The following is a 23,069-nucleotide window of genomic DNA, read 5'->3' as shown; positions in this document are numbered from 1 at the left end:
ATGCTCGTCGTGTTTTCCAGATGCGCGTTGCCGGACTTTGCTTTCGCGATGGCCATGTCCTGGTGCATCGCGCTGTCCATGAAACCTTCTGGACCTTACCCGGCGGACGCGCCGAAATCGGAGAGACTTCGGAAGAGACCCTCAAACGGGAAATGATCGAGGAACTCGGGGTTACTGTCACGGTTGGACGCCTTCTCTGGGCGGTCGAGAATTTCTTTCACTACGAAATCAGGGACTGCCACGAATTAGGGCTTTATTACCTGATGGAGCTACCGCCCTCGTTTCCATTCCATCCGCGCGACATCGTCCATCGGGTCATTGACGGGCACGAGTTGGAGTTCAAGTGGGTGCCGGCGACCACGGCAGCGTTGAGAGCACTCGACATCCTGCCCTATTTCGTCGCGGAAGAGATAGAGCGACTGCCGGAGAGCCCTCGCCATCTGGTCTGGCGCGATAGTGATCTCGATCTTAAGCCGTAATCTCTGGAACATCTGAGCACGGCAGCCCGTTCTTCTGCGCAAGAAGGAGAAGGCCATGCAAGACATCAGCGTCGGACATGAAGTGAAATGGAAATGGGGCCGCGGTGAAGCCGAAGGCAAAGTAACCGAGAAGTTTACCGAGGACGTCGAGCGGAAGATCAAAGGCAAGACGGTCAAGAGAAAAGGGGACAAAAAGGAGCCTGTCTTTCTAATCGAGCGGAAAAGCGGTGATCGTGTGCTGAAAAGCCAGTCCGAGCTGGGGAAGAGCCATGGCTGAGGAACGTCCCGATCGTATCCCCCCGGTGGAGGTCGCGGCTGCCGCCGAGAAGGGCCTGAAATTGCGGGCGCAGTATCGGCGCGGCGGAACGACTGCCGGTATCGCACGTGCCAAGGATCTGAAAAACCGGAAACCGGTTTCGGAGCAGACCATCCGCAAAATGGTCAGCTATTTTTCCCGGCATCGGACCGAAAAACGAGCCGACAATTTCGGCGACGAGGAAAACGCCTCGACTGGCTACATAGCCTGGCTGCTCTGGGGCGGTGACGCCGGAGCGAAATGGGCGGAGCAGCACAAGAAGGCGCTGGATAAAGCCAAAGAGGAGGCGAAGATGCGGCGCTTCAGGCCGCGGCACCAGGAGAATTCGCCAAATCCCTGACGGTCTCCCGCAGAAGTGCCAGCCCGCCCGGCTCCCAGCCCAGTGCATTGATCCTGGCAGTGGACATCACGTTGACCGCCGCGCGATCGCCAGGCGGCGGGAGTGGATGAGGACGGTGCGGCAGGCAGCCGAGGATTTCACGAGTATCGGTGAGGATGTCGGAAACGTTGAAGACCTGCCCGTCGATCACGCCCGCTTCGGTTTCCAGCATCAGGCGCACCGCCGCGGCCACATCGCGGCCGTGAACCTCCGTTCCAGCGCGGGACGGGACGGGTCGACCAGCGAGATAGTCCGCAATCAGCGGGTCCCATTTGTTCGGTTGCCGATTGCCGTAAACGCCGGTCAGCCTCAGGCTTGCGGTCGTAAAGCCCGGTTGGGAAAGAGCCGACAGCGCCCGTTCGCCGTCAAGCTTTATTTCACCGTAAAGACTGTCCGGCTGCAGCAGGAGGTTTTCGGTGAGTTCCGTGCCGGAGGGCAGGCCGTCATAGACGGCGCGGCTGGAGAGAAAGACGGCGCGCCGCGTACCGGCCCGGCGTGCCGTTTCGAAGAGCTTGACGCTGCCGTCGAGGTTCAGCCGGCGGAATTGGACGGGATCGCCTCCTTCGCCGCCGCGGTATTTTCCCGGGACATGATCAAACGCCGCGTGAACGAAAAAATAGGCGTCATCGAAGGCTTCGGTCTGGTCGAGGTCCGGTTCAAGGAAAAGCGGCACGAAGCCGACCGGTTTCGAAAAGGCTTCCGGATCGGGCGGTACGCGGCCACCGACGATCACCTTATATCCGGCGCCAAGCAATCCCTCGACGACATGGCGACCAACCAGGCCTGTTCCTCCCGAGACCAAGACCTTCATGCCGCCCCTCCCGGTTTCGGCAGCGAGCCGAGATCTGGCAAGTCGCGGTCTTCGTAAAAGGCATGCCAGAGGTCGATCAGGGGGCCCAGCCGGTCGGCTTTCGGATGGTGCTTTTCCCAGGGCTTTTCATATTGGTAGTGGAGGACGGCAATGCTCTGCCAATCCCAGAGGGCCGGCATGTTAAACCACACATATTGCAGCATGTTCATGAAGACCGGCAGGCCGTGCCAGTCGGGAAAGAACGTTTCCAAAAAGGTCTGGTCGGTGCGCCGCCAGAAGGCGTCCGGCTGGTCGAGTGCCGCCAGCATTTCGGCAAATGTGTCCGCCGAAGGTTTTGCGACGAAGACGCCGGAATTCAGCCGGTGAAAGTCGGCGAGGCTTTCGTAGACATTCGGAGCGGCGGAAAATTCCGGGTAGGCGAACAGTTTGTCGATGGGTTTCAGCACCAGCGCGTCGGCGTCGATGAAGACCACCTTGTCATACTCGACGAGCTGCCAGAGCCGGAGCTTGCAGAAATTGTCGAGCGGCGTGTGGAAGTCCGGCTTGCGCCCCTTGGTGAAGGGGGCTGATCCGTGCAGCCTGTCTTTGCCGTGGCGTTCGTTGAAGGCGTCCGAGAGCGGCAGGTGGTCGGTTTCGACAAGGCGGCAGCCCAGAGCTTCGAGCGGGGAGAGAGAGGGGCGCTCGACGCCGCCGGTATGGAGGATGACGATATCGGCGCCCGTGCCGGTGCGGCGGATGGAGCGGGCCAGCGCAGTGGCGCCCATGGCATAGTCGGCATTGGTGACGAGGGTGACGAAAGCGTTGGTCATGAAGGGTAGTGCCCCGTTGCGATCCCTCTCCTTCGTCATGCTCGGGACAAGCCCGAGGAATGACGAAAGCTGATGTGATAGATGAGGAGACCTATCGGCGCTCCCTGGTCGAATTTTACGAAACCGATTTCAGCCGCTTGCCTTCGGGATCGTGCTCGACCTTGGTCGCGATATCCCTGGTCCAGGCGGAAACGGCCGGAACGCGAGTCCTGTCAACACGATAGGCGTATTTCTTCGCAACATCGACGATCTCGCCCAATAGTCCTTCGCCAAGCGTGGTGGGCTCGAGGCCGAGGCCCAGAAACTTTTCGTTCTTGACGATCAACTCGTTTTCCGGCGCTTCCTTGCGTGGGTTCGGCAGCCAGGCGATCTTCGAACCGGTCATTTTCGCGATCATTTCGGCCAGGTCGCGGACCCGGTGGGTCTCCGTCATCTGGTTGAAGATCTCGACGCGGCTGCCGCGGGCAGGCGGGTTCTTCAGCGCAATCTCGATGCAGCGGACCGAATCCTGAATGTGGATGAAGGCGCGCGTCTGACCGCCGGTGCCGTGGACGGTGAGGGGATAACCGATCGCCGCCTGGATGAGAAAACGATTCAAGACCGTCCCGTAATCCCCGTCATAATCGAATCTATTGATCAATTGCGTATGGCGTCGGGTCTGTTCGGTGTGGGTGCCCCAGACGATGCCCTGGTGCAAATCGGTGATCCTGAGACCGTCGTTCTTTGCGTAGAACTGGAAGAGCAACTGATCCAGGCATTTGGTCATGTGGTAGATCGAGCCGGGATTGGCGGGGTAGAGGATTTCCTGGGAGACTTCACGTCCGTCCGCCGTCTCGATGCCGACCGGCAGATAGCCTTCCGGGATTGCCGCACCGACCGTCGAATAGCCGTAGACGCCCATGGTTCCGAGATGGACCAGATGCGCATCGAGGTCGAGTTCGACCAGCGCATTCAGAAGATTATGGGTGGCGTTGACGTTGTTGTTGACCGTGTAGTTCTTGTGGCGGTCGCTTTTCATGGAATAGGGCGCCGCACGTTGCTCGGCGAAATGGACGATTGCATCCGGACGATGTTTAGCGAGCCAGCCCTTGAGGAGCTCGTAGTCCCTGGCAAGGTCGATCAGATGGAAGTGGATGCGCCGGCCGGTCTCGGCATGCCAGATCCGGGTGCGCTCCTGGATGGAGTCCATCGGGGTCAGCGACTGGACACCGAGCTCGGTATCGATCCAGCGGCGCGAGAGGTTGTCGAGGATATGGACCTCGTGGCCGCACTCGGACAGGTGGAGCGATGTCGGCCAGCCGACAAAACCGTCGCCGCCCAGGACTGCTATCTTCATGATGGAGTCTCCGCTGGTTTTTGGAACATTTCCTGATAGGGAGGAAGTATGACAGGACTTAGTTCGGTCCACAGAAACTGGAACAGTGCTTGACGTTCATCCAGTGGGTGAACAGGAATTTTTCAAGGCAAGCTTATGCAGGAACACAATTTTTTGCTATCGGGCGAATTGATTGAAGGCGGCCATCGGCTTCTCCAGCGCGTCTATTACGAAGACACCGATTTTTCCGGCCTCGTCTATCATGCCCGTTATCTGCACTTCCTGGAACGCGGCCGCACCGACTATCTGCGCTGCCTCGGCTGCGAGCAGAGCGCGCTTCTTTCCGCCGATGAAGAGGGCCTCGTCTTCGTCGTCCACCGGATGGAGATCGACTTCAAGCAGCCTGCCCGCATGGATGATATCCTGACGATCCAGACGGTGACGGAAAAGGCAGGCGGCGCCAAGATGGTGCTCAACCAGGAAATCAGACGCGGCGAAACGCTGCTGATTGCCGCCAAGGTCGTGATCGCCGTCATCAACAAGCACGGTCGTCCGCGCCGTTTGCCGGAAGCGATCGCGGAGAAGTTTCTGGGGCATCCGGTTTAGCCTGTGAAAGTATAGCAGACCTCCCGCCTGTAACGCATTCTTAACGATAATGATGTCTTACTGGCTTGTGAGGAATTTGTGCAACGCACGCCTTCCTTTGACCAAAATTGAAAGCGAGAAGCCAAGCTGGAAACTCAGGGTATCTTGGGGTTAAGGCGGGCGCACCCGGCGATCAACGACATTCTCGCGAGAGCGCGCTTTTGAACCCGCCCGGTCCTTAAAAGCCGGGCGTTTGGATTCGGGGATAGTAGATGGAACACGAAGTTTTGGCGGCAGCGGCGAGCGACGTCAGCCTCTGGTCGCTGTTCATGCAGGCCGGGCTGGTCGTCAAGCTGGTCATGATCGGTCTGATCGGCGCGTCGGTATGGACCTGGGCGATCGTCATCGACAAGTATGTGAGCTTCGGCAAGGCCAAGCGCCAGTTCGACCAGTTCGAGCAGGTGTTCTGGTCCGGCCAGTCGCTCGAGGAGCTCTACCGCACGCTATCGGAGCGGACGAACAACGGGCTTGCCGCCATCTTCGTCGCCGCCATGCGCGAGTGGAAAAAGAGCTTCGAACGCGGCGCGCGCTCGCCGATCGGCCTTCAGATGCGTATCGACCGGGCAATGGACGTCACCATGGCTCGCGAGGCGGAAACCTATGAAGCCCGCCTCGGTTCGCTTGCAACGATCGGCTCGGCCGGTCCGTTCATCGGACTCTTCGGTACCGTCGTCGGCATCATGACCTCGTTCCAGGCGATCGCCGGTTCGAAATCCACCAATCTTGCGGTCGTGGCGCCCGGTATCGCCGAAGCGCTGCTCGCCACCGCGATCGGCCTCGTCGCCGCTATCCCCGCGGTCATCGCCTACAACAAATTCACTGCCGATGCCGGCAAGCTTTCTGCCCGCATGGAAGGTTTCGCCGACGAATTCTCGGCCATACTGTCGCGTCAGATCGACGAGAAGCTGCAGCCGCGACAGGCGGCGCAATAACGGTTCGGGCCAAGGAGTAATCTCTCATGGGTATGTCGGCCGGAGGAGCAAAGGCATCGGGTGGCGGGCGTCGCAGGCGCGGCGGCCGTCGCGGCGGAGCAATCAGCGAAATCAACGTGACGCCGCTTGTCGACGTCATGCTCGTGCTGCTTATCATCTTCATGGTGGCGGCGCCGATGATGACGGTCGGGGTGCCGATCGACCTGCCTGAAACGCAGGCAAAGGCCATGAATGCGGATACGCAGCCGATCACCGTATCGGTCAATCCGCAGGGCGAAATCTATCTGCAGGAAACGCCGATCGCCATCGACGAGATCGTGCCGAAGCTGCAGGCAATCGCCACCACCGGCTATAACGAGCGCATCTATGTGCGCGGCGATACCACAGCCGCCTACGGCGTCGTCATGAAGGTGATGGCCCGCATTTCTGCAGCAGGTTACAAGAACCTCGGTCTTGTAACTCTGCAGGAACAGGAGAAGTGATCGCGGCGCCATGAAAGGTAGTCTCGGCACATCGCTGATCCTGCATACGCTGGTGCTCGGTGCTGCACTGGTGTCGCTGAGCGCGCCCGCTTCTTTCGAGGTGGCCGATGTCGAAGCCTTGCCGGTCGATATCATACCGGTCGAATCCATTACCCAGATGCAGCAGGGCGACAAGAAGGCGCCCATGTCTGAAAAACCTTCTCCCAAGGAGACCAAGAATCAGAAGGTCGTGGAAAACGCCGAGAATGCCGGCGAGAACGATCTCGATCTGAAGACACCACCGACGCCGGCCAAAAAGCCGACGCCGACGGAGGCTGCCGCGGCGCCGAAGCCCGTCGAACGGCCGATGCCGACGCCGACGCCCGAACAGAACGATGTGAAGGACATCGTTCCGGAAGAGACTGCGCCGAAGCCGACCGAGATGGCCGCGCTGCCGCAGCCGAAGCCGGAGATCGCGCCGACACCTCCAAAGCCCGAGCCGACTCCGCCGCCGAAACCCGAGCCGACGCCTGCGCCCGCCGAAGCGAAGTCCGAAGACATCCCGCTTCCGGATGCGGTGCCGCTGCCGGCCGCCAAGCCGAAGCCGGAACCGCCGAAGGAAGAGGCGAAGCCCGTCGAGAAGCCGGCTGAAAAGCCCGCCGAGAAAAAACCGGAAACGGCAAAGCCGACGGAAACCGCCAAGGCTGCCGAGAAGCCGACGGACAAGAAGGAAGGCAAGAAGCAGGAGACCGCCAAGTCCTCGTCTTCGAAAGCGAGCGACTTCAACGCCGACGAGATTGCCTCGCTGCTCAACAAGCAGGAAGCGTCCGGGGGCGGGGCCAAGCGCTCGTCGTCGCCGGCGTCAACGGGCAGCACCAAGCCCTCGACCGGTGCCAAGCTCAGCCAGAGCGAGATGGACGCGCTGCGCGGCCAGATCCAGAAGAACTGGTCGGTGATTGCCGGCATCGAGGGTGCTGACGGCGTGCTGATCCGCGTGACGATGAGGCTCGATCAGACTGGTGAAATCGTCGGTGAGCCGGAAGTGGAAGCCTCTGGTGGCTCAGACAACGCCCGCCGTACGCTCGAGGCGAGCGCTCTCCGCGCGGTTCGCAGGTCCGCGCCGTTCAAGAACCTGCCTGCCGACAAATACGACGCCTGGAGTGAAGTTGTCGTCAACTTCGATCCGAGCGAATTGCTTTGAAAGGCTTTAGTAACATGATGAAACGTTCTTTCATCCGCCTCGTGCTTGCGCTTGCCGGCATGGCCGTGATGTTTGCCGCGCCCGCACAGGCTCGCGTAGAAATCAACATCAACAAAGGCAATGTCGAGCCGCTGCCGATCGCGGTGACGGACTTCCTGTCGAACAACGAGCTGGGGCCGCAGATCTCCCACGTCATTGCTGCGGACCTTCAGCGTTCCGGCCTTTTTGCGCCGATCAACAAGAGCGCCTTTATCGAGAAGATCTCCGACCCGAACCGGGCGCCGCGTTTCGAGGACTGGAAAGTCATCAACGCGCAGGCGCTGGTGACCGGCCGCATCACCCGTGAAGGCGATGGGCGGCTTCGGGCGGAATTTCGTCTCTGGGACACGTTTTCTGGCCAGCAGATGACCGGCCAGCAGTTCTTCACCCAGCCGGAAAACTGGCGCCGGGTGGCCCACATCATCGCCGACGCGATCTACAAGCAGATCACCGGCGAAAATGGTTATTTCGACACCCGCGTCGTCTTCGTTTCCGAAAGCGGGCCGAAGAATGCCCGCCAGCGCCAGCTTGCGATCATGGACCAGGACGGCTTCAACGTCCGCATGCTCACCAATTCGAAGGACATCGTGCTGACTCCGCGCTTCTCGCCGAGCCGTCAGGAAATCACCTACATGTCCTTCGAAGGCAACCAGCCGCGCGTCTATCTGCTGCAACTGGAGACCGGGCAGCGCGAGGTCGTGGGCAATTTCCCCGGCATGACCTTCTCGCCGCGCTTCTCGCCGGATGGCCAGAAGGTGATCATGAGCCTTCAGCAGGAAGGCAATTCCAACATCTATACGATGGACCTGCGCTCCCGCACCACGACGCGGCTGACCTCCACCCAGGCGATCGACACGTCGCCTTCCTATGCGCCTGATGGTGCGCGGATCGCCTTCGAGAGCGACCGCGGCGGAAGGCCACAGATCTATGTCATGAATGCCGACGGTTCCGGCCAGACCCGCATTTCCTTCGGTGACGGTTCCTATTCGACGCCGGTTTGGTCGCCGCGCGGGGACCTGATCGCCTTTACGAAGCAGTCGGGCGGCAAGTTCTCGATCGGCGTGATGAAGCCGGACGGTTCGGGCGAGCGTATCCTGACGAGCGGCTTCCACAACGAGGGTCCGACATGGGCACCGAACGGTCGCGTGCTGATGTTCTTCCGTCAGAATGCCGGCGCCGGTGGGCCGCAGCTCTATTCGATCGACCTGACCGGTTACAACGAGCAACAGGTCAAGACCCCGTCCTACGCATCCGACCCCGCCTGGTCGCCGCTTCTGGAATAGCGGCAGTTAACGGGAAAGAGGCGGCTTTCCGCCTCTTTCCGGCCTTATTCTGTTGAGAAAGGGCCAATAAAGGGACATCGGAATAATTCGTTAACCATAAGTGTTTGATCGTGGTTAACCGAGCCCGGTTAGAGTCTGGCAACTCTGATAATTAGTGATCAAGGAGAGACCGGCCATGAGCCGCATTGAAATTTCGGCGATGAGCCGCATGCAGACCCTCGCTCGCAACCCCGCCGTCATCGCTCTGACGCTCGCGCTTGCGCTCGCGGGCTGCGCCAACAAGAAGAACCTGCCGAACAGTGCCGGGGAACTCGGCCTTGGCGGGGCTGGTGCCGCGACGCCCGGCTCGAGCCAGGACTTCACCGTCAATGTCGGCGACCGCATCTTCTTCGATACCGACTCGACCTCGATCCGCGCCGACGCCCAGCAGACGCTCGACCGCCAGGCCCAGTGGCTGCAGCGCTATCCGAACTACGCGATCACCGTCGAAGGCCATGCCGACGAACGCGGCACGCGCGAATATAACCTTGCCCTCGGCGCACGTCGTGCTGCTGCCACCAAGGAATATCTCGCTTCCCGCGGCGTACCGGCGAATCGCATGAAGACGATCTCCTACGGCAAGGAACGCCCGGTCGCCGTGTGCGACGACATTTCCTGCTGGTCGCAGAACCGTCGTGCAGTGACGGTTCTCGGCGGCGCCGGCATGTAATGCGGGCCACTCGCCCCAACAAAAGGCGGTCTTCGGGCCGCCTTTTTCTTTTTTCCATAGTTTAGCCCTGTTTTCGGGGATTTTTCATTGGTGACTTGGTTGCTTTTTGGCGGCAGTTGGAAAAATCTCCCCTCGCGCCAAATCGGTGCACACTAGAGAGCAGGACGAACACTCATGAAGAAACTTGTCTTGGCAGTGATGCTGGGGCTCATGGCAACGGGCGGCCCGGCTGGAGCCTTCTCGCTGCCGAAACTTTTTCAGGGCGGCAGTCAGTCTGCTGTAGAACAGCCGCGGGCCGATAATCCGCCGGTTGTTCTCGCACAGGCCAACGAGGCAGTCCGTGTCCAGCAACTCCAGGAAGAGATCCGGCAGTTGAATGGCCGCATCGAGGAAATGAGTTTTCAGCTGCTGCAGATGCAGGAGCAACTGCGCAAGACGCAGGAAGACAACGAGTTCCGTTTCCAGGACCTGGAAAAAAAGAAGAGAAGCGAAGCTGACACCACGGCCGGGGGACCGGCCGTGGCGTCCAACCGCGCTCCGCCTGCGCAAGCTGCTCCTCCGGCTCAATCCTCGGATGACGTTGCCCGCATCATCGGATCGCCTGCCGACAGCGATATCGGCCAGCAGCAGGGGGGCGACAGCCGGACGGCGCCGCCGCCCACGACGCTCGGCTCCATCGATTTTGACCAGAACGGTAATCCCCGCGCCGCCACCCGTAACGACCGCAGCAATTCGGCGGCGCTTCCGGGCGTCGATACCGGCCCCGCACTGCCCGGCAAAACTGCCACCCCAGGCCGGACCGATCCGCAGCAGACCGCATCGCTGGGCAACGAGAACGACGCCTATCAGATTGCCTACAATCACGTGCTGTCCGGCGACTATACGCTCGCGGAAAAGGAATTTTTGGCCTACATCCAGGCTTATCCGAAGGGTGGACGCATTGCCGACGCGAATTTCTGGCTCGGCGAGGCGCAGTATTCGCAGGAAAAATACAACGAAGCGGCAAAGACGTTTCTGAACGCCCACCAGAACTACGGCAAGTCGGCCAAGGCGCCTGAAATGCTGCTGAAGCTCGGCATGTCGCTGGCAGCCCTCGACAACACCGAAACCGCCTGTGCGACGCTCCGCGAAGTGCCGAAGCGCTATCCGAGCGCATCCAAGGCGGTGCTCGCCAAGGTCGGCAGCGAACAGAAGCGGCTGCGCTGCAGCTGACGGCGCCCTCCGTGGCTGCCGCAGCCTTCATCCTGTCGCCGGACGAGGCGATCCAACGCCTTTGTCGCGATCTTGTCAGACCGGCCCGTCTTCTCGTCGCCGTTTCCGGCGGCAGCGATTCGACCGGCCTCCTCGTCAGCCTTTCGAAAGCGGCTCGGGAAGATGCCGGCATTACCCTTTTTGCCGCGACTGTGGACCATGCCCTCCGACCGGAGTCGGCCGATGAGGCAAAGGCGGTGTTGGCCCTTTGTGTGGATCTTGGCATTCCCCATGTGACGCGGCGCTGGGAGGGTGCCAAACCCGCCACCGGAGTTTCCGCCGCCGCGCGTGAGGCGCGTTACCGCCTCCTGTTGGAGGTCGCGGACGAGGTAGACGCCACTGCCATCCTTACCGGTCACACGCTTGACGACCAAGCCGAAACGGTGACGATGCGGGCTGCCCGCAGCGAGGCAGAGGACGGGCGGGGCCTCGCGGGCATGGCGGAAGCGGTGCTTCTCGATCGACGGCGCTGGCTCGTTCGTCCCTTCCTCAGGACCCGCCGCGCCGACATTCGTGCATGGCTGGCGTCGCAGGGTCAGGGGTGGATCGAAGATCCCAGCAATCTCGATTCCCATTACGAGCGGGTGAGGGTGCGCGGAAAGCTGACGGGGCAGGGATCGTTTGATCCGGGCCAGTGGTTGCGGGCGGTGGAGCGGCGAACCAGCTTGTCGGATGCCGCCGCCATGTTCTTGCGCGATCATGTGACGATCCGGCATGGGGTGCTGGCCCGGCTCTCACCGGAAGGGTTGAAGACGGAAGCGGCTTTGCGCCGACACGCGCTCTCCCTGCTCGCCGCGGTTTTAGGAGGCAGAACACACGCACTCGGCGCCGACAGCTTGGAGCGGGTCATGGCCTTTGTCGAGAGCGGGCAGTCGGGGCGCGTGACGGCCGGGCGGGTGATCTTCGATCTTCGTCGGGACGGCCTTTATTTCGTTCGCGAAAACCGCGGCATGCTGCCGCTTCATATTCGGCCGAGTGAGGCCGATATATGGGACGGCCGCTACCGGATCGACAACGGATGCCCTCAAGAGATCGTTGTCGGCCCGACGGCGCCGGATCGGGAGGAGGCATCCACCTTGTTTCCCGATGTACCGCCTGCCATCGCCATGCGGGCCGCCTCGGCCATGCCGCATATCGAAGCGGCCCTGTCATTTCCGCCCGACGAAAGAAACGGGGAGATCGCAGCCAGTTTGTCCGAAAAGACATCTGCAGCCGGCATAGATGTCGAGCCGGTGCTGGCGCCGTTCGACCGTTTTTTGCCGCAGTTTGATCTTAGGCTCGGCAGCGAAATTGCGGTTTTGCTCGGATGCGACGTTTTTCCCCCGCTGCCAATTAAGGATTCTGCGCGGAAAAGCTAGGTGGCGGCTCCGGTTCGCCTTGGCAAGGACTTCCCGCAACCCTATGTTATGCGGCAAGCAAGGCGGCCGCCTTTAGAGTTGGTCGTCACAGTCCGGGGAGTTCAATGAACCCAAACATTCGCAATATCGCCCTCTGGGTCATCATAGCCCTCTTGCTGGTCGCATTGTTCAGCATGTTCCAGACGGCACCGACACAGTCCAACTCGCGTGAGGTTCCTTATTCGCAGTTTCTGCGCGATGTGGATTCGGGGCGGGTGCGGGATGTCGTCGTTACCGGAAACCGGGTGATGGGCACCTACACGGAAAGCGGCTCTGGGTTTCAGACCTATTCGCCCGTCATCGATGATTCGCTGATGGAGAAGCTGCAGGCCAAGAACGTCACCATCGTGGCCCGCCCGGAAACGGACGGGTCTTCCGGTTTCCTGAGCTATATCGGCACGCTTCTGCCGATGCTTCTGATCCTCGGCGTCTGGCTCTTCTTCATGCGGCAGATGCAAGGCGGCTCGCGCGGGGCGATGGGCTTCGGCAAGTCCAAGGCCAAGCTTCTGACCGAGGCGCATGGCCGCGTGACTTTCGAGGACGTCGCAGGCGTCGACGAAGCCAAGCAGGATCTCGAGGAAATCGTCGAATTCCTGCGCGACCCGCAGAAGTTCCAGCGGCTTGGCGGACGAATCCCGCGCGGCGTGCTGCTGGTCGGCCCGCCCGGCACCGGCAAAACGCTGCTCGCCCGCGCCATTGCCGGCGAGGCGAACGTGCCCTTCTTCACCATTTCCGGTTCGGATTTCGTCGAAATGTTCGTCGGCGTCGGTGCAAGCCGTGTCCGCGACATGTTCGAACAGGCCAAGAAGAATGCGCCCTGCATCATCTTCATCGACGAAATCGACGCGGTCGGTCGTCATCGCGGCGCCGGCCTCGGCGGGGGCAATGACGAACGCGAGCAGACGCTCAACCAGTTGCTCGTCGAAATGGACGGCTTCGAAGCCAATGAAGGCATTATCCTGATCGCTGCGACCAACCGTCCGGACGTTCTCGACCCGGCACTGCTGCGTCCCGGCCGCTTCGACCGTCAGGTCGTCGTGCCGAACCCGGACATCATCGGCCGCGAGCGCATTCTCAAGGTGCATGCCCGCAACGTGCCGCTGGCGCCGAATGTCGACCTCAAGGTTCTTGCCCGCGGTACGCCCGGTTTCTCCGGCGCCGACCTCATGAACCTCGTCAACGAAGCAGCCCTGATGGCAGCGCGCCGCAACAAGCGCCTCGTCACCATGAGCGAGTTCGAAGACGCCAAGGACAAGATCATGATGGGCGCCGAGCGCCGCTCTTCGGCCATGACCGAGGCGGAGAAGAAGCTCACCGCCTATCACGAGGCCGGCCACGCGATAACCGCACTCAACGTGCCGGTCGCGGATCCGCTGCACAAGGCGACGATCATTCCGCGCGGCCGTGCGCTTGGCATGGTCATGCAGCTTCCGGAAGGCGACCGCTATTCGATGAGCTACAAGTGGATGGTGTCGCGCCTGGTCATCATGATGGGTGGCCGCGTTGCCGAGGAGCTGACCTTCGGCAAGGAGAACATCACTTCCGGCGCGTCCTCCGACATCGAGCAGGCCACCAAGCTCGCCCGTGCGATGGTCACGCAGTGGGGCTTTTCCGATGTGCTGGGCCAGGTCGCCTATGGCGAAAACCAGCAGGAAGTCTTCCTCGGCCATTCCGTCTCGCAGACGAGAAACGTATCCGAATCGACTGCCCAGAAGATCGATACGGAAGTTCGCCGCCTGATCGACGAGGCCTATACCGAGGCCCGGCGCATCCTGACGGAGAAACACGACGAGTTCGTAACGCTGGCAGAAGGCCTTCTCGAATACGAAACCATGTCCGGCGAGGAGATCAAGGCGCTGCTCAAGGGACACAAACCGTCGCGTGATCTTGGCGACGATGCGCCGCCTGCTCGTGGCTCGGCAGTTCCTGCTACCGGCTCCAAGAAGGATGAGCCGAAGGGCGGGGAGCCGGAAAGCGGGCTTGAGCCTCAGCCCCATTGAAGGCAAGGACAGGGATAGAAGAAGCCGCTGCGGGTAGCTCCGCGGCGGCTTTTGTTTGTGGCCGGCCTGCCGGCAGTCCGTCAGTAACGGGATATAAGCGATTTTGACGCTAATTTATGTGCTTGCGCCCTGGAACTGTGGCATGAGCCAAATGATGAAGGCCGGTCTGGCCGTCGACAGACCCGCGGGTGGGATCCCGCTACAGCGGCTCGCGTCATTTCCGACGCGCAGAAGATGCTGTAAATTTTGGATTTGCGCATAGTCCTTCCTCCAAACCGAGTTCGAAGGGCTGTGCGGCAGACCGCGCCGGGCAGGCGCGACGACAAGGAGCTTATATGACACGCCGCTATTTTGGCACTGATGGCATTCGCGGACAGTCCAACATCTTTCCGATGACGCCGGACCTGGCGATGCGCGTCGGCATTGCCGTCGGCACGATCTTTCGCAACGGCAGCCACCGCCACCGCGTCGTGATCGGCAAGGATACGCGTCTTTCCGGCTACATGCTGGAAAATGCCTTGGTGGCGGGCTTTACCGCTGCCGGTCTGGACGTCTTCCTGCTCGGCCCGATCCCGACGCCGGCTGTGGCCATGCTGACCCGTTCGTTGCGCGCCGATGTGGGCGTGATGATCTCGGCCTCGCACAATCCTTACCAGGACAACGGGATCAAGCTGTTCGGCCCGGATGGCTACAAGCTTTCCGACGAACTGGAGATACGCATAGAGGATCTGCTCGACAGCGATCTGCATGCCCAGCTTGCCAAGTCCGCGGATATCGGCCGGGCGAAGCGCGTCGAGGGTGATATTTACCGCTATATCGAACATGCCAAGCGCACGTTGCCGCGCGACGTCACGCTGCATGGGCTGAGAGTGGCGATCGATTGCGCCAATGGCGCGGCCTACAAGGTGGCTCCGCTCGCACTCTGGGAACTCGGGGCTGAAGTGGTGACGATCGGTAACGAGCCGAACGGCACGAACATCAACCTGGACTGCGGCTCGACGAGCCCCGAGGCGCTTCAGAAGAAGGTGCATGAGGTGCGTGCCGATATCGGTATAGCACTCGACGGCGACGCAGACCGGGTCATCATCGTCGACGAGTGTGGCGAGATCGTCGACGGCGACCAGCTGATGGCGGTGATCGGGGAAAGCTGGGCCGAGGAAGAGAAATTGAGGGGCGGCGGCATCGTCGCTACCGTCATGTCCAATCTCGGTCTCGAGCGCTTTCTGAAGGGCAAGGGCCTTGAACTTGCCCGCACCAAGGTCGGCGACCGTTACGTGGTCGAGCATATGCGTCACAACGATTTCAACGTGGGCGGCGAGCAGTCCGGCCACATCGTCCTTTCGGACTTCGGCACCACCGGTGACGGCCTTGTTGCGGCCCTTCAAATTCTGGCGCGCGTAAAACGCCTCGGGCGGCCGGTGAGCGAGGTTTGCCGCCGATTCGAGCCGGTGCCGCAGCTTCTGAAGAATGTCCGCTTCCAGGGCGGCAAGCCGCTCGAGGACATCATCGTACGTCAGGCCATTGCGGACGCGGAAGCCGAGCTTGCTTCGAAGGGGCGCCTGGTCATTCGTCCGTCCGGCACCGAGCCGCTGATCCGCGTGATGGCGGAAGGCGACGATCGGGCCCAAATCGAGCGGGTCGTAGAAGGGCTCGTCGGCGTCATTGCCAACGCCCGCACCGTCGCCTGAGTTTTCCGCTTGAGAAAAAGCCGGCAGCGATGCCGGCTTTTTTGTTTCGCGGTATGGGAAAGCGGGCGGCAGCTATATCCCTGCTGGGTTCAGGGGCGTGCCTGGCCTGTCAACGAGAAATAGACGAAGGCCGCGATGAAGAAGGCGGCGACCCCAAGGACGATCAGCACGCGCTTCAGCCATGGTGGCGTCTGCCGCGGGGGCTTCGGTTTGGGCGGGCGCTGGAACTTGATAACATTGTCTGACATGCCTGCGTATTTAGAGCATCCGGCTTAAATTTGCACTCGAATCTCTTCGTTCAGGAAAGGATCAACAGTTCCTTTTCTTGGTGGTGTCGAGCCAAATTCGGACGCTTCGAGGAAAACATGCGGTAAACAGGCATGGTTAAGTCGGACTTAACTTTTTTCCTTCATTATCCATCGCGATCAACCCGTTGGCTGCGCGCTTGCCTGCCATACGCGATATGAGCTTTGGAGATGAAGCCATGAAGAAAACCCTGGCCAGTATGTTTGCGCTGGCGCTGACGGTGAGCGCAGCCCAATCGGCAGATCTTTATCAGCCGCAGCCCGAACCGATCCTCGATGCCCCGGAAGTCGCCATTCAGGAGGCGAGCGGCTGGTATCTGCGCGGCGATGTGGGCTATTCCTTCAACGACATGCGCGGCGCGGAATATTTCCAGGGCTCCAACGGCACGCTGGTAGATTTTGATAGCGCGTCGCTCAAGGACAGCTTTCTTCTCGGCGGCGGCGTCGGTTACCAGATCAACAACTACCTGCGTACGGACGTCACCTTCGACTACCTGACCTCAGCGGACTTCCGCGGCTCGACCACGGGTCTTTGCGGCGGGGTGACCTGCACCTCCAGCGACAAGTCCTACATGCATGCCTATTCGCTGATGGCGAACGTCTATGTCGACCTCGGCACCTACGGCTATTTCACGCCCTATGTCGGCGGTGGTATCGGCGGTACCTATGTCAAGTGGGGCAAGCTGCGCAACACCATCTGCGACGACCCGGCGGTGCCCGGCTGCTACTCTACCGACCACAAGGGCGAAAAGAGCTGGCGCTTCAGCTATGCCCTTATGGCCGGCGCGTCCATTGACATCACCTGTAACCTCAAGGCGGATGTGGGCTACCGCTATCGCCATATCGTCGGTGGCGATATGTTCGGCTACAATCTCGGTGGCGGACCCGGCCGGGACAAGGGTTTCGACATGCACGAAGCGCGCGTCGGCGCCCGCTACGTATTCGGTGGCTGCGACACTCCCGTCGCCTACGAGCCGCCGCCGGAGCCCATCGTCTACAAGTAAGTTTCCAATATCTTCCAGCGAAAGCCGCCTTCGAGGCGGCTTTCTGCATTCGGCCGATAGGTGGCGTATTGCGGATTAACGATATATCCGATTTCAATTTCAAAATTCGCGTTTGAGTTGCTATCAAGCGCCCGATGTGACGATGGGGCAGCTCATGGTGCCGGTTTTCAAGATTTCCATCTTCGACAACCTCGACGATCTCTCGCAGGATTGGCCTCGCGGTTCTGCGGCGGAGGGAGCGCATTTCCACGTGTTTCAGAGCGTGACCTTTCTTCAAGTGTGGCTCGCCAGTTTCGGGCGCTCGGGAGAACGCAGCCTGCATTTCGTCGAGGTGCGCGATGCGGAGGATCGGCCGGTCATCTTCATTCCGCTTTGCATCACGCGCCGCAACGGAACTCGAATTCTCGAATTCGTCGACGCCGACGCGGCCGATTACAATGCCCCGATACTTTTTACGACGTCGATCTCCTGGACGCCGGAGCTTGCGGAGCGCCTTTGGCACGAGATCGCCAGTCAGTTGCCGCCGTTCGATCTCCTCATATTCAGTAAGATGCCGGCAGATATCGACGGTCTTGCCAATCCCTTGAGCTTGATGAGTGACCAAGCGAACGAGGCTTCTTGTCACGCCAACGATCTGCGGCGACCCTGGGCGGACATCGAGGCGGCGATCCCGCAACGAAAGACACTCGCCCGCAAGATGCGCAACCTGGAGAAGATCACGCCGCTCGAATTCCGCATTGCCGATGGTGATGAAGAGCGCCGGGAGGCAACTGCCGCATTCCTGCGCCAGAAGCAGTGGCGCTTCGAACAGACCCGCGTGCCCGGCTTCGATGTCGATACCGACAAGCACGATTTCTTTCGCGATGGCACGGAAATCTTCGCGAAAGAGCAGATGCTGAAGCTCTTCTACCTCCAGTCCGGTGACAGGATCATCGCGACGATCTGGGGGCTGACGGCCGGCAGACGGTATTACGCGATCATGCTCTCTTTCGAGGCAGGGGAATGGGCGAAATTTTCACCGGGCAGCGTACTTTACTACCGTACGCTGCAATGGCTTCACGGCAACGGATATGAGTGGCTGGATCTCGGCATCGGCGATGAGGCGTGGAAGATCGAAAGCTGCGAGACGACGTTTCCACTGACGGCGAAACAGGCAGCTCTGACACTTCGAGGGCAGGTCTATCTGTTGCGGCAAAGGTCGGTCGCTGCGCTTCGCTCCACCAGACTGTGGCGATCACTCCGGCCGCTCAAATGGGTAATCCGGCGCCGGTTGCGGCAGACGATGATGACGATATCAAGCTATGGTGCGGTATCCGAGCTTCTTTTGCCAATGATGGCAATCGCTTGAGCGAAACAAGCGGCGTAAGCGCATCGGGTCTGCGGCAAAAATTTGTCTTTGCGCGACGCAATCCTCTTGACTGTAAAGGCGGAGAAGAATACCCACAGCGGCGGGACACCTCTCCCCAACGAGAGGCCATCTATCTGGAAGGATAGCACAATGGCGGATACCGCAAAGCCGGACGTACGTCCGAACAATACCCATTTTTCTTCTGGCCCTTGCTCGAAGCGCCCCGGTTGGACGCTCGAAGCGCTTTCCGATGCCCCGCTCGGTCGTTCGCACCGCGCCAAGGTCGGCAAGGCAAAGCTCAAGCAGGCCATCGATCTTACCCGTGAAATTCTGAACGTGCCGGCGGATTACCGCATCGGCATCGTGCCGGCCTCCGATACCGGCGCCGTCGAAATGGCGCTCTGGTCGCTGCTCGGCGAGCGCGGCGTGGACATGCTGTCCTGGGAAAGCTTCGGTGCCGGCTGGGTCACCGATGTCGTCAAGCAACTGAAGCTCAAGGATGTGCGCAAGTTCGAGGCCGATTACGGCCTGCTGCCGAACCTCTCCGAAGTCGATTTCGACCGCGACGTGGTCTTCACCTGGAACGGCACCACCTCCGGCGTCCGCGTCCCGAACGCCGACTTCATCCCGGCCGACCGCAAGGGCCTGACGATCTGCGACGCCACCTCCGCGGCGTTTGCGCAGGACATGGATTTTACCAAGCTCGATGTCGTCACCTTCTCCTGGCAGAAGGTGTTGGGCGGCGAGGGCGGTCATGGCATGCTGATCCTGTCGCCGCGCGCCGTTGCGCGTCTGGAGAGCTACACGCCCGCCTGGCCGCTGCCGAAGATCTTCCGCATGACCAAGGGCGGCAAGCTGATCGAAGGCATCTTCACCGGCGAGACGATCAACACGCCCTCGATGCTCTGCGTCGAGGATTATATCGATGCGCTCAACTGGGCGAAGTCGGTCGGCGGCCTGAAGGCGCTGATGGCGCGCGCCGACGCCAATGCAAAGGTGATCTTCGATTTCGTCGACGCCAATGACTGGATCGACAATCTTGCCGTCGAGCCGGCGACGCGTTCCAACACTTCGGTCTGCCTCAAGATCGTCGATCCCGCCGTCACCGCGCTCGATGCGGATGCCCAGGCGGCCTTCGCCAAGGGAATCGTCTCGATTCTCGAGAAAGAGGGCGTGGCGCTCGATATCGGCGCCTACCGCGACGCTCCTTCAGGCCTTCGCATCTGGGCTGGCGCCACGATCGATGCAGCCGACATGAAGGCTCTGATGCCTTGGCTTTCTTACGCCTTCAATACCCAGAAGGCCGCGCTCGCCAAGGCTGCCGCCTGATCGCCGCATATCGGCTCCGCTCCTGAAGCGGGGCCTCTTCCAATCCCAGACAGAACCCCTTTTTAGGAGCCCGTGACCCATGGCACCTCGCGTTCTCGTATCCGACGAACTCTCGGAAACCGCCGTCCAGATCTTCCGCGATCGCGGCGTTGAAGTCGATTTCCAGCCGAAGCTCGGCAAAGACAAGGAGAAACTCCTTGAAATCATCGGCAATTACGATGGCCTTGCCATCCGTTCCGCCACCAAGGCGACGGAAAAGCTGATCGCTGCAGCGACCAATCTCAAGGTCATCGGCCGCGCCGGCATCGGCGTCGACAATGTCGATATCCCGGCAGCCTCGCGCCGCGGCATCATCGTCATGAACACGCCCTTCGGCAACTCGATCACCACCGCCGAGCATGCCATCGCGCTGATGTTCGCGGTCGCCCGCCAGCTTCCGCAAGCCGATACCTCGACCCAGGCCGGCAAGTGGGAGAAGTCGAAGTTCATGGGCGTCGAAATTACCGGCAAGGTGCTCGGCGTGATCGGTGCCGGCAATATCGGCGGTATCGTCTGCAAGAAGGCCATCGGGCTCGGAATGCATGTCATCGCCTATGATCCCTTCCTCTCCGTCGAGCGCGCCCAGGAAATGGGTGTCGAGAAGGTGGAACTGGACGATCTCCTGGCGCGCGCCGATTTCATCACGCTGCATGTGCCGATGACCGACAAGACACGCGGGATCCTCGGCAAGGAGAACCTCGCCAAGACGAAGAAGGGCGTGCGCATCATCAACTGCGCCCGTGGCGGTCTGGTCGATGAGGCCGCTCTTGCCGAAGCTATCAAGTCCGGCCACGTCGCCGGCGCCGGCTTCGACGTCTTCGAAGTCGAGCCAGCCACCGAAAGCCCGCTGTTTGGTCTGGAAAACGTGGTCTGCACGCCGCATCTCGGCGCTTCGACGACCGAAGCTCAGGAAAACGTCGCGCTGCAGGTCGCCGAGCAGATGTCGGACTACCTGGTCAAGGGCGCCGTCTCGAACGCGATCAACATGCCCTCTATCACTGCAGAGGAGGCGCCGATCCTGAAGCCCTTCATCCGTCTCGCAGACGTGCTGGGCGCTTTCGTCGGCCAGGTCACCGAAAGCCCGATCAAGGAAATCGAGATACTCTACGATGGCGTGACCGCCAACATGAACACCAAGGCGCTGACCAGCGCGCTGCTCGCCGGCCTCATCCGCAACCAGGTGGCCGACGTCAACATGGTTTCGGCGCCGATTATGATCAAGGAAAAGGGCATCATCCTTTCCGAGGTGAAGCGCGACAAGACGGGCGTCTATGACGGCTACATCAAGCTTACCGTCACGACCGAAAACCAGACCCGCTCGGTCGCCGGTACCGTATTCTCGGACGGCAAGCCGCGCTTCATCCAGATCAAGGGCATCAACATGGACGCCGATGTCGGCGCCAACATGATCTACATCGCCAACACCGACGTACCCGGCATGATCGGTTTCATGGGCACGACGCTTGGCAATGCGGGCGTCAACATCGCCAACTTCCAGCTCGGCCGCGACAAGCAGGGCGGCGATGCGATCGCACTGCTCTATGTAGATGGCCCGGTTGCTCCCGATGTGCTCGCCAAGTTGACTGCCAATCCGGCAATCCGCCAGGCCAAGCCGCTGGTGTTCAATATCGACTGAGTGCTCCTCCCAGGAGTTCAGACGGAAAGCCCGGCGCCCTCGCGCCGGGCTTTCTGTTTCCTGCATGAGCGGGGCCAACCGCTCCGACCATTCCTCAAGGTTGTATTTTTGGAACTTGGCTCCCCCTTTGAAGTTCGTTATCTACTTCGGCGGGAAAAATCGGCAGCGCCACTAAAATCGAATGCTGCCCGTCGCTATATAGACCGGGAATGCCGCAACCCTGCGGCCATGAGGAGAAAATGATGTTATCCAAGCTTCGGCGTTTCCAGAAACTGTTCGCGATCCTTGCGGTCGGCATGGCGGTTTCGCTGACCGCCGTCGATATGGCCGAGGCGCGCCGCGCTGGCGGTGGCGGGTTCGGCAGCCGCGGGACGCGCACCTATTCGGCGCCGGCGACCACCAACACGGCCCCCACGGCGCCGACCGGGATCAACCGCTCGATGACGCCAAATACGCAGCAGAACGCGACAACGCCGCAGAGCGGGTTTGGCCAGCAGGCGGCGCAGCAGCCGCGTCGCGGGCTGTTTGGTGGCTTGGCCGGCGGCCTGCTCGGCGGTCTCGCGCTTGGCGGCCTCCTGGGCATGATGATGGGCACGGGCTTCGGCGGCATGGCCGGCTTCTTCGGCATGTTGTTGCAGATCGCGTTGATTGCCGGTCTCGCCATGCTGGCTTTCCGTTTCTTCGGTCGCCGCCAGCAGCAGCCGGCAGGCCCTGCCGGCGGTTACGGCCAGCAGCGCAATGCCTATGAGCCGCCGCGGCAAAGCCAGTCGGGGTTCCAGATCCCGAAGATAGGTTCGCTGGGCGGTGGCGCCGCGACGGGCGAATACGCCGCCGCGCCGCGTCAGGCAGGCCCTGAGACCGACGAGATCGGCATCACCAATCGCGACCTCGACCAGTTCGAGAAGCTGCTGACGCAGGTGCAGTCCGCCTACGCCGCCGAGGATTATGCCAAGCTACGCAACCTGACGACCCCGGAAGCGATGTCCTATCTGGCGGAAGAGCTCGGCGAGAACGCCACCAACGGGCTCAAGAACGAGGTCAAGGACGTGAAACTGCTGCAGGGCGATCTTGCCGAAGCCTGGCGCGAGAACGGCCAGGACTACGCAACCGTCGCGATGCGCTATTCCAGCGTCGATTTCATGCGGGACCGCAATACCGGCGCCGTCGCCGAGGGAGATCCCGACAAGGTGACCGAGACAGTCGAGGTCTGGACCTTCGTGCGCAAGCCGGCCAACGACTGGAAGCTTTCGGCGATCCAGGCTGCCGCCTAACGTTCCAGCAGCGCGAGCGTTTTTTCGTCGCGCTGGCCATGATAGAACTGGACGAGGGCTCGCTCGAAAGGCGAGCCCTTTTTGCTGACCATATCGAACAGCGTCATCGAACTTCTGAACTTCGTGTCGTCAGGAGAACCGAGGATGGCATGGGCGGAGAGGTGCTTGTGGAGCAGCATCGCTTCGGTGCATTCGATCAGCCGCACGCCCAACAGCGGATGATCGAGGTAGGCGGCGGCCTCTGCCTTCGAACCGATCGCGAAACGCTGCGACATGATCGAGAAGCCAAGCCCGGCAACCTGGGGAAATATGTACCACATCCAATGGGAGCGCTTCTGGCCGCGCCGCAGTTCATCCAGGACCTGAGCATAGACCGGCGCCTGCGCATCGACGAAGCGCATGAGATCGAATTGCATGCATTA

The 23,069-nt window shown here is 61.1% G+C and carries 23 protein-coding genes; 18 read left to right on the top strand and 5 right to left on the bottom strand.

Annotated features, from left to right (window positions below; translation table 11 throughout):
- The first annotated feature begins 20 nt into the window (after positions 1–20).
- From EDE09_RS05840 to EDE09_RS05830, 3 genes are read left to right on the top strand one after another with little or no spacing between them, the layout of a single operon-like run.
- Positions 21–479 carry an NUDIX hydrolase gene (locus EDE09_RS05840; RefSeq protein WP_105374790.1) on the top strand — a complete coding sequence of 153 codons (459 nt, stop codon included), beginning with the start codon at positions 21–23 and terminating at the stop codon, positions 477–479.
- A 55-nt stretch (positions 480–534) separates the two neighbouring features.
- Positions 535–756: a DUF2945 domain-containing protein gene (locus EDE09_RS05835; protein ID WP_105374776.1), complete on the top strand. Its 222-nt coding sequence runs from the start codon at positions 535–537 to the stop codon at positions 754–756.
- Complete coding sequence (locus tag EDE09_RS05830; RefSeq protein ID WP_105374777.1) at positions 749–1,135, top strand: hypothetical protein; 387 nt, start codon at positions 749–751, stop codon at positions 1,133–1,135. Before EDE09_RS05835 ends, EDE09_RS05830 begins: the two co-directional genes overlap by 8 nt.
- Here the strand turns inward: EDE09_RS05830 and EDE09_RS05825 are convergent.
- The 3 genes from EDE09_RS05825 to EDE09_RS05815 form a co-directional block, all read right to left on the bottom strand.
- The gene (locus EDE09_RS05825) at positions 1,098–1,985 is read right to left on the bottom strand and encodes an NAD(P)-dependent oxidoreductase (RefSeq protein WP_105374778.1); all 888 of its coding nucleotides are present in this window, start codon (positions 1,983–1,985) and stop codon (positions 1,098–1,100) included. The genes EDE09_RS05830 and EDE09_RS05825 overlap by 38 nt on opposite strands.
- Positions 1,982–2,794: a glycosyltransferase gene (locus tag EDE09_RS05820; protein ID WP_105374779.1), complete on the bottom strand. Its 813-nt coding sequence runs from the start codon at positions 2,792–2,794 to the stop codon at positions 1,982–1,984. Before EDE09_RS05820 ends, EDE09_RS05825 begins: the two co-directional genes overlap by 4 nt.
- A gap of 115 nt (positions 2,795–2,909) precedes the next feature.
- Positions 2,910–4,130, bottom strand: a complete 1,221-nt coding sequence (locus tag EDE09_RS05815) for an NAD-dependent epimerase/dehydratase family protein (RefSeq protein ID WP_105374780.1) — start codon at positions 4,128–4,130, stop codon at positions 2,910–2,912.
- Between the two features lie 135 nt (positions 4,131–4,265).
- On the opposite strand from EDE09_RS05815, the gene ybgC reads away from it, so the two are divergent.
- The 10 genes from ybgC to glmM all read left to right on the top strand — a co-directional run bounded on the left by ybgC (position 4,266) and on the right by glmM (position 15,715).
- The gene (gene ybgC / locus EDE09_RS05810; RefSeq protein WP_105374781.1) at positions 4,266–4,715 is read left to right on the top strand and encodes a tol-pal system-associated acyl-CoA thioesterase; all 450 of its coding nucleotides are present in this window, start codon (positions 4,266–4,268) and stop codon (positions 4,713–4,715) included.
- A gap of 251 nt (positions 4,716–4,966) precedes the next feature.
- Complete coding sequence (gene tolQ / locus EDE09_RS05805) at positions 4,967–5,686, top strand: protein TolQ (RefSeq protein ID WP_105374782.1); 720 nt, start codon at positions 4,967–4,969, stop codon at positions 5,684–5,686.
- Between the two features lie 26 nt (positions 5,687–5,712).
- Positions 5,713–6,168: a protein TolR gene (gene tolR / locus EDE09_RS05800; protein WP_105374783.1), complete on the top strand. Its 456-nt coding sequence runs from the start codon at positions 5,713–5,715 to the stop codon at positions 6,166–6,168.
- 10 nt (positions 6,169–6,178) lie between these two features.
- Positions 6,179–7,348, top strand: a complete 1,170-nt coding sequence (locus EDE09_RS05795; RefSeq protein ID WP_132409305.1) for a hypothetical protein — start codon at positions 6,179–6,181, stop codon at positions 7,346–7,348.
- Between the two features lie 14 nt (positions 7,349–7,362).
- Positions 7,363–8,670, top strand: coding sequence for a Tol-Pal system beta propeller repeat protein TolB (tolB, locus tag EDE09_RS05790; protein ID WP_105374785.1), 1,308 nt, complete (start codon positions 7,363–7,365; stop codon positions 8,668–8,670).
- Between the two features lie 175 nt (positions 8,671–8,845).
- Positions 8,846–9,379, top strand: a complete 534-nt coding sequence (gene pal, locus EDE09_RS05785) for a peptidoglycan-associated lipoprotein Pal (RefSeq protein ID WP_105374786.1) — start codon at positions 8,846–8,848, stop codon at positions 9,377–9,379.
- A gap of 174 nt (positions 9,380–9,553) precedes the next feature.
- Positions 9,554–10,591: a tol-pal system protein YbgF gene (ybgF, locus tag EDE09_RS05780; RefSeq protein ID WP_105374787.1), complete on the top strand. Its 1,038-nt coding sequence runs from the start codon at positions 9,554–9,556 to the stop codon at positions 10,589–10,591.
- A gap of 11 nt (positions 10,592–10,602) precedes the next feature.
- Positions 10,603–11,988, top strand: a complete 1,386-nt coding sequence (gene tilS / locus EDE09_RS05775) for a tRNA lysidine(34) synthetase TilS (RefSeq protein ID WP_165924118.1) — start codon at positions 10,603–10,605, stop codon at positions 11,986–11,988.
- A 104-nt stretch (positions 11,989–12,092) separates the two neighbouring features.
- Complete coding sequence (ftsH, locus tag EDE09_RS05770) at positions 12,093–14,027, top strand: ATP-dependent zinc metalloprotease FtsH (RefSeq protein WP_105374789.1); 1,935 nt, start codon at positions 12,093–12,095, stop codon at positions 14,025–14,027.
- A gap of 335 nt (positions 14,028–14,362) precedes the next feature.
- Positions 14,363–15,715, top strand: coding sequence for a phosphoglucosamine mutase (gene glmM, locus EDE09_RS05765; RefSeq protein WP_105375097.1), 1,353 nt, complete (start codon positions 14,363–14,365; stop codon positions 15,713–15,715).
- 89 nt (positions 15,716–15,804) lie between these two features.
- Here glmM and EDE09_RS28090 read toward each other — a convergent pair whose 3' ends face one another.
- On the bottom strand, positions 15,805–15,963 hold the full coding sequence (locus tag EDE09_RS28090; protein ID WP_165924117.1) for a hypothetical protein: 159 nt from the start codon (positions 15,961–15,963) through the stop codon (positions 15,805–15,807).
- Between the two features lie 236 nt (positions 15,964–16,199).
- Here EDE09_RS28090 and EDE09_RS05760 point away from each other — a divergent pair, with 236 nt between their 5' ends.
- The 5 genes from EDE09_RS05760 to EDE09_RS05740 all read left to right on the top strand — a co-directional run bounded on the left by EDE09_RS05760 (position 16,200) and on the right by EDE09_RS05740 (position 22,647).
- The gene (locus EDE09_RS05760) at positions 16,200–17,024 is read left to right on the top strand and encodes an outer membrane protein (protein WP_105375098.1); all 825 of its coding nucleotides are present in this window, start codon (positions 16,200–16,202) and stop codon (positions 17,022–17,024) included.
- A 154-nt stretch (positions 17,025–17,178) separates the two neighbouring features.
- A complete protein-coding gene (locus EDE09_RS05755) occupies positions 17,179–18,372 on the top strand; it encodes a GNAT family N-acetyltransferase (protein ID WP_157949133.1) in 1,194 nt (397 codons plus the stop codon).
- Positions 18,373–18,522: 150 nt separating this feature from the next.
- Positions 18,523–19,701, top strand: a complete 1,179-nt coding sequence (locus tag EDE09_RS05750) for a phosphoserine transaminase (protein ID WP_105375100.1) — start codon at positions 18,523–18,525, stop codon at positions 19,699–19,701.
- A gap of 79 nt (positions 19,702–19,780) precedes the next feature.
- Positions 19,781–21,376 (top strand): phosphoglycerate dehydrogenase, encoded by a 1,596-nt coding sequence (serA, locus tag EDE09_RS05745; RefSeq protein WP_105375101.1) that lies wholly within the window; start codon positions 19,781–19,783, stop codon positions 21,374–21,376.
- 242 nt (positions 21,377–21,618) lie between these two features.
- Positions 21,619–22,647 (top strand): Tim44 domain-containing protein, encoded by a 1,029-nt coding sequence (locus tag EDE09_RS05740; RefSeq protein ID WP_105373060.1) that lies wholly within the window; start codon positions 21,619–21,621, stop codon positions 22,645–22,647.
- Here EDE09_RS05740 and EDE09_RS05735 read toward each other — a convergent pair.
- Positions 22,644–23,063: a DUF1810 domain-containing protein gene (locus tag EDE09_RS05735; RefSeq protein WP_105373059.1), complete on the bottom strand. Its 420-nt coding sequence runs from the start codon at positions 23,061–23,063 to the stop codon at positions 22,644–22,646. The genes EDE09_RS05740 and EDE09_RS05735 overlap by 4 nt on opposite strands.
- Positions 23,064–23,069 lie beyond the last annotated feature (6 nt).

The sequence above is a fragment of the Neorhizobium sp. S3-V5DH genome, from assembly GCF_004343065.1.
Lineage (GTDB): Bacteria > Pseudomonadota > Alphaproteobacteria > Rhizobiales > Rhizobiaceae > Neorhizobium > Neorhizobium huautlense.
This window is presented reverse-complemented; position numbering and strand designations above follow the sequence as displayed.